General features: G+C 70.1%; 11 protein-coding genes. 7 read left to right on the plus strand and 4 right to left on the minus strand.

Features of this window, described 5'->3' with window-relative positions; all coding sequences use genetic code 11:
• Positions 1-331: 331 nt before the first annotated feature.
• The 4 genes from hutI to ABT061_RS06125 all read left to right on the plus strand — a co-directional run bounded on the left by hutI (position 332) and on the right by ABT061_RS06125 (position 6071).
• Complete coding sequence (gene hutI / locus ABT061_RS06110; protein WP_343979893.1) at positions 332-1540, plus strand: imidazolonepropionase; 1209 nt, start codon at positions 332-334, stop codon at positions 1538-1540.
• A 58-nt stretch (positions 1541-1598) separates the two neighbouring features.
• A complete protein-coding gene (locus ABT061_RS06115) occupies positions 1599-2450 on the plus strand; it encodes a DegV family protein (RefSeq protein ID WP_350913217.1) in 852 nt (283 codons plus the stop codon).
• 139 nt (positions 2451-2589) lie between these two features.
• Complete coding sequence (locus tag ABT061_RS06120; RefSeq protein WP_350913219.1) at positions 2590-3567, plus strand: helix-hairpin-helix domain-containing protein; 978 nt, start codon at positions 2590-2592, stop codon at positions 3565-3567.
• A 26-nt stretch (positions 3568-3593) separates the two neighbouring features.
• Positions 3594-6071, plus strand: coding sequence for a ComEC/Rec2 family competence protein (locus ABT061_RS06125; RefSeq protein ID WP_350913221.1), 2478 nt, complete (start codon positions 3594-3596; stop codon positions 6069-6071).
• Here the strand turns inward: ABT061_RS06125 and ABT061_RS06130 are convergent.
• Entirely contained in the window at positions 6068-6223 is a 156-nt protein-coding gene (locus tag ABT061_RS06130) for a hypothetical protein (protein ID WP_350913223.1), read from the minus strand. The genes ABT061_RS06125 and ABT061_RS06130 overlap by 4 nt on opposite strands.
• A 109-nt stretch (positions 6224-6332) precedes the next feature.
• Here ABT061_RS06130 and holA point away from each other — a divergent pair, with 109 nt between their 5' ends.
• A complete protein-coding gene (gene holA, locus ABT061_RS06135; protein ID WP_350913225.1) occupies positions 6333-7304 on the plus strand; it encodes a DNA polymerase III subunit delta in 972 nt (323 codons plus the stop codon).
• A 279-nt stretch (positions 7305-7583) separates the two neighbouring features.
• Here holA and rpsT read toward each other — a convergent pair whose 3' ends face one another.
• Positions 7584-7859, minus strand: a complete 276-nt coding sequence (rpsT, locus tag ABT061_RS06140) for a 30S ribosomal protein S20 (RefSeq protein WP_350913227.1) — start codon at positions 7857-7859, stop codon at positions 7584-7586.
• Positions 7860-8027: 168 nt separating this feature from the next.
• Positions 8028-9029, minus strand: a complete 1002-nt coding sequence (locus ABT061_RS06145) for a glycoside hydrolase family 18 protein (RefSeq protein WP_350913229.1) — start codon at positions 9027-9029, stop codon at positions 8028-8030.
• 74 nt (positions 9030-9103) lie between these two features.
• Here ABT061_RS06145 and lepA point away from each other — a divergent pair, with 74 nt between their 5' ends.
• Together lepA and ABT061_RS06155 are read left to right on the plus strand one after the other, a co-directional pair.
• Positions 9104-10942 carry a translation elongation factor 4 gene (gene lepA, locus ABT061_RS06150; protein ID WP_350913437.1) on the plus strand — a complete coding sequence of 613 codons (1839 nt, stop codon included), beginning with the start codon at positions 9104-9106 and terminating at the stop codon, positions 10940-10942.
• A 95-nt stretch (positions 10943-11037) separates the two neighbouring features.
• On the plus strand, positions 11038-11673 hold the full coding sequence (locus tag ABT061_RS06155) for an MOSC domain-containing protein (RefSeq protein ID WP_350913231.1): 636 nt from the start codon (positions 11038-11040) through the stop codon (positions 11671-11673).
• A 76-nt stretch (positions 11674-11749) separates the two neighbouring features.
• Here the strand turns inward: ABT061_RS06155 and ABT061_RS06160 are convergent, their stop codons facing one another.
• Positions 11750-13027: a glycoside hydrolase family 18 protein gene (locus ABT061_RS06160; protein WP_350913233.1), complete on the minus strand. Its 1278-nt coding sequence runs from the start codon at positions 13025-13027 to the stop codon at positions 11750-11752.
• Positions 13028-13121: the final 94 nt, after the last annotated feature.

The following is a 13121-nucleotide window of genomic DNA, read 5'->3' on the forward strand; positions in this document are numbered from 1 at the left end:
CTGAGCTGTGGAAAGGTGCTCAACGCCACGCGTGATCGTCGAGCCGGCGGGCGAGGTGCGGTCGCGGTGAGGCGGCGTTCTTCCCAATTAGCCTGTACAGCGGGCTGACTTGTGAAATAACGTAACTGAACTGAAATCGCCCGATCATGATCCCGGCGATACTGTCGCCGCACAACAGATACGCGGATGAGAGCAGGAGACCCCCGATGCCGTCCGGAGTCACAGCGGGCTTGAAGGGCACGGTGCCCGGCAGTGTCAGGGGCGACTCGTCCCGTCCGGGTGTGGTCCTCCTCCTCCAAGCGTCTTCCCCTGAACACAAGGCGGTGATGCGATGACGGTCCGCCTTCTGACCAACATCGGCCGGCTCTGGACCGGAAACGATGTGTTCAGCAACGCGGCGATCCTTGTCCACAACGACAGGATCGCCTGGGTCGGCCGGGCCGCGGATCTACCGCAGAGCGTGCCCGGCGTCGTCGACGACATCGTCGACGTCGACCACGTCGAGAACCTGGGCGGCGCGCTGGTCACCCCCGGCCTGATCGACGCGCACACCCATCCGGTCTACGCGGGCAACCGCTACGCCGAGATGGCGATGCGCTCCGGTGGTTCCACCCCCTCCGCGATCACCGCGGCGGGCGGCGGCATCGGTTCCACCGTGACGGTCACCCGGGGCACCGATCCCTGGACGCTCTGCAACGGTGTCCGTGAGCGGCTCCGAGACTGGCTGCTCAGCGGCACCACCACCATCGAGGCCAAGACCGGCTACCACCTCACCCGCGACGGCGAACTCGCCGACGTGCGGCTCCTGCGCGAGCTGGAGAAGGAGCCGATGATGCCGCGGGTGCACGTGACCTTCATGGCCGCGCACGTCGTCCCGCCCGAGTACTTCGGCCGCCAGCGCGACTACGTCGAGGCCGTGGGCTCCTGGTGCGCCGACGCCGCGGCGGCGGGAGCCGACAGCGTCGACGTCTACTGCGACGAGGGTCACTTCACCGCGGAAGAGGCCCGCTGGGTCCTGGCCTCCGGGCGCAACGTCGGCCTGCAGCCCCGCGTGCACGCCGGTGCGTACACCCGCCGGGGCGCCGTCCAGCTCGCCGCCGAGCTCGGCTGCGCCTCCGCCGACCTGCTCCACCACACCACCGACGAGGACATCGCGATCCTGGCCCGCTACGGAGTCCCCGCCGTGGTCTGCCCGGGAACCGCCCTCCAGCGTGGCAGCCTGCCTCCCGTCCGCCGGATGCTCGCCCAGGGGGTCACCGTGGCCCTCGGCAGCGATCACAACCCGGGCCACTGCGGCATCACCTCGATGTCACTGGTCATCAGCCTCGCGGTGGCGGCCTTCGGCATGAGCGTCGGCGACGCCCTTCGCGCCGCCACCCTCGGCGGTGCCACGGTCCTCGGGGCTTCCGACCGCGGTGTTCTCGCCCCAGGTCGCCTGGCCGACATCGTCCAGTGGGACGCCGACCACGAGGGCGCCTTCGCCTGGGCCTTCGGCCTCAAGCCCCGCCGGGTCTGGCGTGGCGGCACCCCCGTCCAGTAGGTCCAACGTCCGTGTCTCCGGCCTTCTTCGTCTGATCTTCCCCGAGTAATCTCTGGACATGTCGCCATCGGTCGCCGTCGTCACCGACTCCACCGCCTACCTTCCGCGAGAGCAGGTCTCCCGCCTGGGAATCATCGTGGTACCGCTCCAGGTGATCGTGGGAGGCAGGTCGCTCGACGACATGGCGCGGCTCGACGGCGCGAGCGTGGACGACGTGCTCGGGGAGCGGGCTCCGGTGACGACCTCCAGGCCCGCTCCGCGGCGTTTCGCGGACGCCTACGACCAGGCGGCGGCCCAAGGCGCGACCGGCATCGTCTCCATCCACCTGTCGGCGGAGATGTCCGGCACGGTCGAGGCCGCCCGCGCGGGAGCCGAGGATTCACCGGTTCCGGTCGAGGTCATCGACAGCAGGTCCATCGCGATGGGCCTGGGATTCCCCGTCCTCGCCGCCGCGGGTGCCGCCGCCGCGGGCGCGACCCGGACGGAGGTGGCGGATGCCGCCCGCCGCCGTGCGGAGTCGATCCGCAGCTTCTTCTATGTCGACACCCTGGAATACCTGCGCCGGGGAGGCCGGATCGGTGCGGCGGCGACCCTCCTCGGCTCGGCACTGATGATCAAACCGATCCTGCACATCCGTGACGGCGCGATCGTTCCGCTGGAGAAGGTCCGTACGGCGAGCCGGGCCATCGCCCGTCTCGAGGATCTCGCGGTCGAGGCCGCGGGCACCGTCCCGGTGGAGGTCGCCGTCCAGCATCTCGGCGCCGCGGCCCGTGCCGAGGCGCTGGCGGCGCGCCTGCCCCGGCGCATCCCCGCACTCGTCGAGGTCACAGTCGTCGAGGTCGGTTCGGTCATCGGCGCCCACGTCGGCCCCGGGATGCTCGGCATCACCGTCTCCTTCCCGCCCTCCTGACACCCGTGGGCGCGCATGCCCGGTCCGGGCGCCCGTCCGCCGGATCGCCGTCCACAGCCTGGCCGTACGGTCGGCCGGATATCCACAGAACGGAGTTCGGCAAGGATATTCCCGGTGCCGCCGCCGTAGCGTCCTGCGGGTGCGGACCACAGGCCAGAACATCGAGCGGTTCCGAGCCGAGTCGCGGCTGCGGATCCTGACAGGGCGTGGCTCACCTACCGCCGTGCCCCTCCCTCGCAGGTCGACCGACCTGCTCGCCCTGCCGCCGCCCAACGATCGGTTCTCGCCGTTCCGGCCGGTAGGCCCCGCCGATCCGGGAGATCCGCTCTCTCATGGGGAGGCCGGGGCCGGTCTGCCCTGTTCGGCTGGGGACGCGTGGTCCGGTGGGCAGGGCCGGCCGCCGGATGCCGTCTCCCTCGACGGTCCCGCCGCGCGCATGCGTTCCATGCCGCCTCCCCCGGCCTTCGAGGCACTGCGCAAGGTCGTGGCCGCACAGGGACAGGCTTTCGGTCCGGGCAGGCCGGGGTTGCGCCTCCTGCTGCTCGTCGCCCTGACGGCCGCCGTCGCCGGCGGCGTGTATGCCTGGAGGTCCCAGCCGGAGCCCGAGCCGCTGGCCCCGCCGGCACCGATCTCCGGGGCTCCGCTGTCGGAGCCTGTCAACGCCGCACGGTCCCGGCCCGCGCCGGCCACCGAGCTGACAGTTCACGTGACCGGCAAGGTCCGCCGCCCCGGGGTGATCACGTTGCCCGGAGGTTCCCGGGTCGCCGACGCGGTCCAGGCGGCCGGGGGCGTTCGCGGGGCAGCCGCCACGGGTTCTCTCAACCTCGCGCGCAGGCTCGTCGACGGCGAGCAGATCGTCGTCGGCTCGGCCGGCCCCGCCGTCGCGGCGGCACCCGCCTCGGTGGATCCGGCCGACCCCGCCACCGCCGTCGTCGACCTCAACACGGCCACGGCCGAGCAGCTGGAGCGGCTACCGGGCGTGGGCGAGGTGCTCGCCCGGCGCATCACCGAGTACCGCGCCGCCCATGGCGGCTTCCGCGCCGTTGAGCAACTCCGCGACGTGAGCGGCATCGGCGACCGTAAGTATGCCGAGATGCGCGACAAGGTCCGCGTGTGATCCGCCGGTCGGGGAGGGCGGTCGCGATGCGAGCCGGCCCGGCCGTCGAGGTCGGGCGCGCCGGGGATACCAGGGGCACCGGGGATACCGAGAGCTCTGATGGTTCCGGTGCTCCCGGGAAGGCCGGCGGTTCCAGGAGTTCCGGAAAGGGGTGGGGCGCGCACGCCGCGCATCTGCTCCTGCCCGCGGCGGCATCGTGGGTGACCGCCCTCGTCCTGCTGGGCTGTCCTGCGGCGACGGGTGCCGTGGTGGCCGGTCTCACGGCCGTGGGTGCCCTGGCCGTGGCTGTTCCGGTCCGGACAGGGAGGACGGCGGGCTGGCGTAACGCGGTGATCGCGGTCCTGGGGTGCACGGCCGCGGTGGCCGGGTCGGTGGCCTTCCGGGTGCACGCCGCGGGTACGGGACCGGTCGCCGAGCTGGCCGGAAGGCACGCCTCGGCGGTGGCGGAGGCGGTGGTGACCGACGACCCCCGGGAGGTGGCCCGGCGTGGTGGGCTGTTCCGACGGGAGAGCTTCGTGGTGCCCGCCCGGGTCGAGTCGGTCGGGACGGGAGCGGACAGGGTGACGCTGCGGGCTCCGGTGCTGCTTTTCGTCTCCGGCGCGGAGTGGCGCTCGCTGCTGCCCAGCCAGCGGGTCGAGGTCAGCGGGCGCTTCGGCCCGGCGGACCCCGGTGAGCTGCTCGCGGCGGTGGTGCTGGTCAGGGGGGCACCGCGAGTCCTGAGCGGGCCCTCCTGGGAGCAACGCGCGGCCGGGGTGCTCAGATCGGGGCTGAGGAAGGCGGCCGAGGTGTTGCCGCCGGCGCAGCGCGGGCTGCTGCCCGGCCTGGTGGTCGGTGACGTGTCCCGGATGGACGACCAGGTCAGAGCCGACTTCAAGGCGGCCGGTCTCAGCCACCTGCTCGCCGTCTCCGGCGCGAATCTCGCCGTCGTGGCCGGTGCGGCGGTCGCGATGGCCAGGATGGCCGGTCTGCCACTCGCCGCGCGGGCGGTGCTGGCGATCTCGGCCATGGTCGCCTTCTCGATCGTCGCCCGGCCCTCGCCCAGTGTGCTCAGGGCTCTCCTGATGGGCGGGGTCGCCGCCGTGGCACTCGGCACGGGCCGCTCGCGCGACGGCGTCGCGGCTCTGTCGGCGACGGTTCTGGGGCTGATCTTCTTTGTCCCCGACCTCGCCCGCTCCTACGGCTTCGCCCTGTCGGTCTTCGCCACCGCGGGCATTCTGGTCCTCGCACCGCGCTGGCGCGACCGGCTCTCGACCCGAATGCCCCGCTGGGCGGCGGAGGCGATCGCCGTGGCCGCCGCGGCCCAGGCCGCCGTCACCCCCGTCCTGGTCCTCATGTCCGGGCAGCTCGCACCGGTGGCGATCCCGGCCAACCTGCTCGCGGGCCCGGCCGTGGCCCCGGCCACCCTGCTCGGCTTCGTGGTGGCGCTGGTCGCCCCCCTGCACATGGGGCTCGCTCAGCTGCTGGTCCGGCCGGCGGGTCTGGCCACCGGATGGATCATCGAGGTGGCCGGGCACACCGCGGGGCTCCCGTTGGGTGTGCTCCCGTGGCCGGGCGGTGTCACCGGGCTGCTCCTGCTGGCCGCTGCCGTCCCGCTCGCCGTGCTGGTACTGCGGCACCGGGGGACACGCCTGATCGCCCTGGCGACCGTCGTCGGCCTGGTTCTCGCCGTGACGGTGGCCGCGCCGATCGTGACTCGCTGGCCGCCTCGCGGATGGTTGCTGGTGGCCTGCGATGTCGGCCAGGGAGACGCGTTGCTGGTCGCGGCAGGGCCTGGGCGAGCCGTGGTGGTGGACGCGGGGCCCGATCCCGTCCGGGTGGACCGCTGTCTGCGTTCCATGGGAATCGGGGAGGTGCCACTGGTCATCCTCACCCATCCGCACCTCGACCATGTGGGAGGGCTCGACGGTGTCTTCCGCGGGCGTGCGGTGGGAGCGGTGCTGGTGACCCCGCGCGGCGCCGGAGGCGATGCCGGGGAGCACGAGGAGGTGAGGCTGAGCGAGGATCTCGCCCGCCGCCGTGTGGTCGAGTGGGCGGCGAGTCCGGGGGCGAGCTGGCGGTTCGGGCCCTCCGAGCTGACGGTCATCGGCCCGGTGGCCGAGGCGTCCCTGATCGGCGCGGGGAAGGGAGCAGCCGTCAACAACGCCAGCGTCGTGGTGCATGTTCGCTGGGCCGCGGGGTCGGCTCTGCTCAGCGGCGACATCGAGACCGAGGCTCAGGCGGAGCTGCTCCGCAGGGGCCTGCCGCCCGCCGAGATCCTCAAGGTTCCGCACCACGGATCCAGCAGGTACGACCCGGCCTTCTTCGCCGCCATCGGTGCTCGTGCCGCCCTCATCAGCGTGGGGGCGGACAACGACTACGGCCATCCCGCCCCGTCGACCCTGGCCACGCTGTACCGGCTCGGTGTGCGCGTCCACCGGACGGACCTGTCGGGGGACCTCGCCGTGGTGGACAGTGGGGGAGCCCTGTCCGTCATCCCCCAGAGGAACGCTCCGGTGCGGGGCTAGGACGTGACCTTGGCCGGGCGGCGGAACTCAGTGTCCACGTCGGCGGCGTAGACCGACCGGCTGCAGCGCGCGCAGCGGTACATGATCGGGCCCTCGTCGAGGGATGTTCCGCAGCGCGGGCAGGCATGGCGGCGAATGGTGGATTTTGTCATGATTTTCACCTCCTGTGATGTTCCCAGGGTGCCTCACGGCACCTGCATTCCAATTGCGAACGACTTGCCGATGCCCTTTCCGCCACCGGGACGTGGCATGCTGCTCGGCATGGCGGCAACCGATCCGGCACCCGTGATCCTGATACTCGGCGACGAGGAACTGCTGGCCGACCGCGCGGTGAGCGAGGTGACCTCGGCGGCCAGGGCGGCCGATCCGACCGCCGAGGTGCACGATCTCCCCGGTGCGAAGATGGAGCTCGGGGAGCTCACCCGTCTGACGTCGCCCTCGCTGTTCGGCGACAGGTCCGTGGTGGTCGTCCGCTCGGCCCAGGACCTCGGCAAGGACGTCATCGCCGAAGTCGTCTCCTATGCGGCTCACCCGGCCGAGGAGACCGTGCTGATCCTCGTCCATCCGGGGGGCGTCAAGGGGAAGGCACTGGTCGACGGGGTCAAGAAAACCGGGGCACAGGTGGTCTCGGTCACCAAGGTGACCAAACCGGCCGAGCGGCTGGCGTTCGTCAAGGCGGAGCTGAAACGGGCCGGGCGCACCATCGGGGCGGACGCCGCCGCCGCGCTCCTCGACGCCGTGGGCAACGACCTGCGCGAACTCGCCGCCGCCTGCAGCCAGCTCGCCTTCGACACCCCCGGCAAGGCGATCGACGAGGCCGCCGTGGCGCGCTACCACCGGGGCAGGGCCGAGGTCAGCGGGTTCACCGTGGCCGACTCGGCAGTCGAGGGGCGCCTGGGCGACGCCCTGGAGCAACTGCGCTGGGCCCTGGCGACCGGTACGGCACCGGTTCTGCTGGTCAGCGCGCTCGCCGGGGGCCTGCGCTCGCTGGCGAAGGTGGGCGGTGCTCCCCGCAACCTGAGGGGCGGTCAACTCGCCGGCCGGCTCGGCATGCCGCCCTGGAAGATCGAACGGGTCCAGCGGCAGCTGAACGGCTGGGGGCCCGAGGGCCTCGCCCGCGCGATCCAGGCCGTCGCCACCGCCGACGCTCAGGTGAAGGGCGGCGGCGCCGACCCCGCGTACGCGCTGGAGCACATGGTCCAGACCGTGGTCGCCAGCCGCACCGGACGCTAGCCTGCATTCCGCACATGACCCCGATCGACCCGGGGTGATCACCCGCTGCATCGGATCAGATATGGCTGCTGATCTGCAACGATGCGGCAGGTGCGGAAAACGGGGCCAGCCGGGCGGGGACACGCTCGGCATCACGCCGCCCCGGCCCGCGAGGCGTGCCGTCGGCGACGCGTCCCGAGGCCACCAGGGGCGAGAAACTCGATGCGCCAAGCGTCACGGGCGGATGAAACGCAAGAACGCCGCACCCCGTGAGGGAGGCGGCGTCCGCGAAACCTGAAACTACTTGGTGGCCGTCGACAGGGCGGCGGCGCGCTGGGCGATCGCCGACTTGCGGTTGGCGGCCTGGTTCTTGTGGATGACGCCCTTGCTGGCAGCCTTGTCCAGCTGGCGGGCGGCGGCGCGCTGGAGCACAGCGGCCTGCTCGACGTCACCCTGGTCGGCGGCCTCGCGGAACTTGCGGATGGCCGTCTTCAGGGAAGACTTGACAGCCTTGTTACGCAGCCGGGCCTTCTCGTTCTGCCGGTTGCGCTTGATCTGGGACTTGATGTTCGCCACGAAGAAGCCTCGGTGAATGTCGTTGGATGGGGCGCGCGGGCAGAGAGGGCGCGCCACACGCAGTTGACTAGGCTACCAACTGCCGAGGTCGTCGCTCAAATCGACAGGCCGGGCAGAGGGATGCCTGATCAGTTTAGCGTGTGATTTTGATCGCTCGGACCGTAATCCTCACGGCTTGAACCAGAACTTGTCGTACTCAGCCCAGTCCTCCTTGGTGGCGGCGAAGTCGACGTAGATCGCCAGCCCGAACCGCTCACGGGGTTTGCCGTACGAGGTCAGCGCCAGCCGGGCGCCCCTGGCCGCCTTCTCGACGCTCTCGGCCTCGTCGGCCCAGGAGACGCCGTGGTCGTGGTAGGCCGGGGCGCCGATCAGCACCGTCTTCTCCTCGGGGACGAGTCCCAGCGCCAGCGTGCTCTGCCGCACGACGTAGCCGCCGTATACGGAGGGGAAGGGGAGATACGAGTCATAGGTCATGATCGCTACCTGGTCGGTAAGCTTCGCCACCTGGCTGAAGTAGTCGGGCGACCAGTACTTGTCGTGGCCGAGGACGGCGCGTACGGCCGGGCGGGTGAGCGGGAACGGCTCGATCTGCGGGGTCGAGGTGGAGAGCAGACCGTCGCCCACGATCGCGCGGGTCCGAGTCAGCAGGTCGAGGAACTCGGTGTCGCCGTCGCCGATCGGCTCGAAGTTGTAGTGCACGCCGTCGAAGCCGAGCGCCATGATCGCGCGCGCCCCGTCCAGCACACGCTGCCTGGAGGCCGCGTCGTCGAGGTCCAGGGTGCCGTCGACCTTCTGGCCGAGCCAGGCCGAGATCCTGACCTTCGGCAACTCCTCGCGCCACCACTTCAGAAGGTCGACGGCCCTGGGATATCTCTCGATGGGCAACGTCCCGTCGTGGTCGAACGGTCCCGAGTGGAGATAGACGTCCTTGATACCGGTCTTGCGGAGCCTGGCGGCGAGCGTTCGCACGTCGTCGTGGGTCTTCCTGCCGTCGACCCATGCGTGGCCGAGCCACAGGGCGTCGTGGCCGGTCGTCTTCGCCCACGGGGCGGGCGTCCCGGTAAACTGCAGGGTGAGGGTGGCCACGGCCAACCCTGGAAGCGCAAGGAGCAGGGCCGCCACCACAGCGAGAAAACGCAGGCCGAGTCGTGCTCTGGTCCGGGCAATCACCCGGACATGTCACCATGGAAGGCGGCTGGCATGCCAGTCGTGTGATCGTCATCAATCTGTTGAAACGGACCCCGGTGCGCATTCAGCCTGGCCAGACCGACCCCGCGGTGCTTCGCAACTTCTGCATCATCGCGCATATCGACCATGGCAAGTCGACGCTAGCCGACCGCATGCTGCAGATCACCGGAGTGGTCGACGACCGTTCCATGCGCGCCCAGTATCTCGATCGGATGGACATCGAGCGCGAGCGCGGCATCACGATCAAGTCGCAGGCGGTCAGGCTGCCATGGAAGGTCGGCGAGACCGACTACGTCCTCAACATGATCGACACTCCCGGGCACGTCGACTTCACCTATGAGGTCTCCCGGTCGCTCCAGGCGTGTGAGGGCGCGATCCTGCTGGTCGACGCCGCACAGGGGATCGAGGCGCAGACCCTGGCCAACCTCTACCTGGCCATGAACAACGACATGACGATCATCCCGGTGCTCAACAAGATCGATCTGCCCGCCGCCCAGCCGGAGAAGTACGCCGCGGAGATCGCCCACCTCATCGGCTGCGACCCGGAGGACGTGCTGAGGGTCTCCGGCAAGACCGGTGTGGGCGTTCGCGAGCTCCTGGACCACGTGGTCGAGAACATCCCGGCCCCGGTCGGCGACGCCGACGCGCCCGCCCGCGCGCTGATCTTCGACTCGGTCTACGACACCTACCGAGGCGTGATCACGTACGTCCGGGTCATGGACGGGCACCTGGGCAAGCGTGAGCGCATCCTGATGATGTCCACCGGCGCGGCCCACGAGACGCTGGAGATCGGCGTCATCTCGCCCGAACCGAAGATCGCCGACCAGGGGCTGGGCGTCGGTGAGGTGGGCTACCTGATCACCGGTGTGAAGGACGTCCGCCAGTCGCGGGTCGGTGACACGGTGACCTCCGTGTCGAGGTCGGCCGCCGAGGCGCTCAGCGGATACCAGCACCCCAAGCCCATGGTCTTCTCGGGTCTGTATCCCATCGACGGTGACGACTATCCCGAGCTCCGCGAGGCGCTGGACAAGCTCCAGCTCAACGACGCGGCCCTGGTCTACGAGCCGGAGACCTCCGCCGCCCTGGGCTTCGGCTTCCGCTGCGGCTTCCTCGGCCTGCTCCACATGGAGATCGTCCGCGAGCGGCTGGAGCGCGAGTTCAACCTCTCGCTCATCTCCACCGCGCCCAACGTGGTCTATCGAGTGATCATGGAGGACGGTAAGGAGGTCGTCGTCACCAACCCCTCGGAGTTCCCCACCGGCAAGGTGGACAAGGTCTTCGAGCCGATGGTGAAGTCGACGGTGCTCGTCCCGTCGGAGTTCATCGGCGCCATCATGGAGCTCTGCCAGAACCGCCGGGGCAACCTGCAGGGCATGGACTACCTGTCCGAGGATCGCGTCGAGATCCGCTACACGATGCCGCTCGGCGAGATCATCTTCGACTTCTTCGACCAGCTCAAGTCCCGTACGCGCGGCTACGCCTCGCTGGACTACGAGCCCTCGGGTGAGCAGGAGTCGGACCTGGTCAAGGTCGACATCCTGCTCCAGGGTGAGGCCGTGGACGCCTTCAGCGCCATCGTTCACCGGGAGAAGTCCTACGCCTACGGCGTCGAGATGGCCAAGAAACTGCGCGAGCTCATCCCCAGGCAGCAGTTCGAGGTGCCGATCCAGGCGGCCATCGGCGCCCGGGTCATCGCCCGTGAGAACATCCGCGCCATCCGCAAGGACGTCCTCGCCAAGTGCTACGGCGGCGACATCTCCCGCAAGCGCAAGCTGCTGGAGAAGCAGAAGGAGGGCAAGAAGCGGATGAAGATGGTCGGCCGCGTCGAGGTGCCCCAGGAGGCGTTCGTCGCCGCGCTGTCCACCGAGTCCTCCGCGGACAAGTCCAAGAAGTAAAGGACGCCGAGGGCCCGGCCAGGCTTGGAACCGGGCATGGACTAGCGGTGGATATCGGTTCGCCTCCCGATCGAGGGCTCCGGTACCGTCCGGTCATGCACATTGTCTCGGTGAACGTGGGTCGCGCGGTCGACGCGGAGTGGGCCGGTCGTCTCAAGCGCACCGCGATAGACAAGACCCCCGTGGACGGCCGGGTCGGGGCCTCGGAGAGCGGTCTGGCCCAGGACGAGAGGGCCGACCTGGAGCACCACGGCTCTTCCGATCAGGCGCTCTACGCCTACGCGCGGGAGGACTATGACTGGTGGCAGGCCGAGCTGGGCCGGGAGCTGCGCGACGGCATGTTCGGGGAGAACCTCACGACAGCGGGGCTCGACGTCAACGGGGCCAAGATCGGGGAGCGCTGGCGGATGGGCACGGTTCTGGCCGAGGTGACCGGACCGAGGGTGCCGTGCTCGGTGTTCCGCAGCTGGATCGGGGAGCAGGGCTGGCTCAAGAGCTTCACCCGGGCCGGGCGGGTCGGTGCCTACCTGCGGGTGGTCGAGCCGGGCGAGCTGGGCCGGGGCGACACCGTCGAGATCGTCTCGCGCCCCGAGGGCAGCGTCACGGTCACCGAGTCCTTCCGCGCCTACCACGGTGACAGAGACCTGCTGCGCCGCCTGCTCGCCCACCCGGGCTACCCGGAGAGGTGGGACAGGGTCGCCGAGCGGGTGCTGGGCCGCGAGCGCGGTTAGGCGTCCGGGGACGAACGTGCAGGCGGGGCCGCAGGTGACCCAGATTCTGCGGCCCCGCCCGGTATGAGAGGGTCGCTCAGCGCAGGATTCTGTAGAGCGCCGAGGTGAGCGACGCCGAGGTGTCGTCCTGGTCGATGGACCACATCATCGAGCCGCCGAGACCCTTCAGGCGGATGTAGGCCGCCTTCTGGGCCAGCGAGGCCGGGTCGTCGTAGGACCAGAACTCGTTGCCGTCGTAGAGCCACACGGTTCCGGTCAGCAGGTCGCGGTAGCGCTTGCCCGGCTTGTTCACCAGGATCTTGTAGTCCTCGCTGCCGGCGGCGAAGGTGCCCGGCGCGGGACCGGTGGCGGTGCCGTACAGGCCGTTCCTGCCGCCGGTGACGCCGGTCCAGCCCTGACCGTACGCGGGCACGCCCACCACGATCTTCTTGGCCGGGGCGCCACGCGTGAGGTAGTCGCGGACCGTCTGGTCCACGCTGTACTTCACCGGGTTGGGGTCGCGCCGGTCGTTGAACAGGTTGCCGTTGTGGCCGGTGACGTTCTCCCACGAGCCGTGCAGGTCATAGCCCTGGACCGTGGCGAAGGTGAGCTGCTTGAAGACGTCGCGGACCTCGAAGCCCGCGTCGATCTTCGCGGCGGCGGCGGGCAGGAAGGCGGTCAGCTCGGTGCGCCGGTCGAACTCGTTCATCTGGCGGCGCAGTTCGGTGACGAACAGGGTGAAGTTCCGCTTGTCCTCGGGACGGATGACGTTGCCCTCGTTGCCGGAGGAGCCCGGCCACTCCCAGTCGAGGTCGATGCCGTCGAACACGCCCGCTCCGGTGCCGGGGGCGGTGCCGGGCAGGTTGCCCCTGAGCCACAGGTCGATGCAGGAGGAGGCCAGCCTGGCGCGTCCGGAGGGGGTCAGCACCGCGTCGGAGAAGTACTTCGAGCCGGTCCAGCCGCCGAGGGAGATCAGCGTCTTGAGGCCGGGATGCTTGGCCTTGAGCTTCTTCAGCTGGTTCAGGTTGCCGTTCAACGCCTGGCCCTCGGCGTCGCCGACGCCGTCCACGCTCTGCTCAGCGGCCACCGGGCGTTGCCAGTCGGCCCACGGGTCGGCGGAGTAGCAGTCACCCTCGGCGTTGACGAAGCCGAAGGCGTAGTTGATGTGAGTCAGCTTGGCGGCGGCGCCGCTGCTCTCCATGTCCTTGACGTGGTAGTCGCGGCCGTAGACGCCCCACTGGATGAAGTAGGCGACCCGCTTGAAGCGGTCACCGTTTCCTGAGGGGGTCTGGGCCTGGGCCGGGGCCGGTAAGGCCACCGCCGCGAGACCTGCGGCGAGGGCTGCCGCGATCATGTTCCGGAGGAGTCTCTGCACGGGCTTCTCCACTGCTCGGAATAGTAACTTATAGGAAACTTTCCTTTAAGTTTTCCCGGATCGTAGACCTGTGCGATCCGGCCGTCAACGGCCC

This window comes from Streptosporangium sp. NPDC002544, from assembly GCF_040295965.1.
Classification (GTDB): domain Bacteria; phylum Actinomycetota; class Actinomycetes; order Streptosporangiales; family Streptosporangiaceae; genus Streptosporangium.

Bases quoted from the DNA above. Each gene is read 5' to 3' on its own strand.
- ABT061_RS06125 (WP_350913221.1), top strand. From the start codon at position 3,594: ATGCGAGCCGGCCCGGCCGTCGAGGTCGGGCGCGCCGGGGATACCAGG.
- ABT061_RS06155 (WP_350913231.1), top strand. From the start codon at position 11,038: ATGCACATTGTCTCGGTGAACGTGGGTCGCGCGGTCGACGCGGAGTGG.
- ABT061_RS06130 (WP_350913223.1), bottom strand. From the start codon at position 6,223: ATGACAAAATCCACCATTCGCCGCCATGCCTGCCCGCGCTGCGGAACA.
- ABT061_RS06115 (WP_350913217.1), top strand. From the start codon at position 1,599: ATGTCGCCATCGGTCGCCGTCGTCACCGACTCCACCGCCTACCTTCCG.
- hutI (WP_343979893.1), top strand. From the start codon at position 332: ATGACGGTCCGCCTTCTGACCAACATCGGCCGGCTCTGGACCGGAAAC.
- holA (WP_350913225.1), top strand. From the start codon at position 6,333: ATGGCGGCAACCGATCCGGCACCCGTGATCCTGATACTCGGCGACGAG.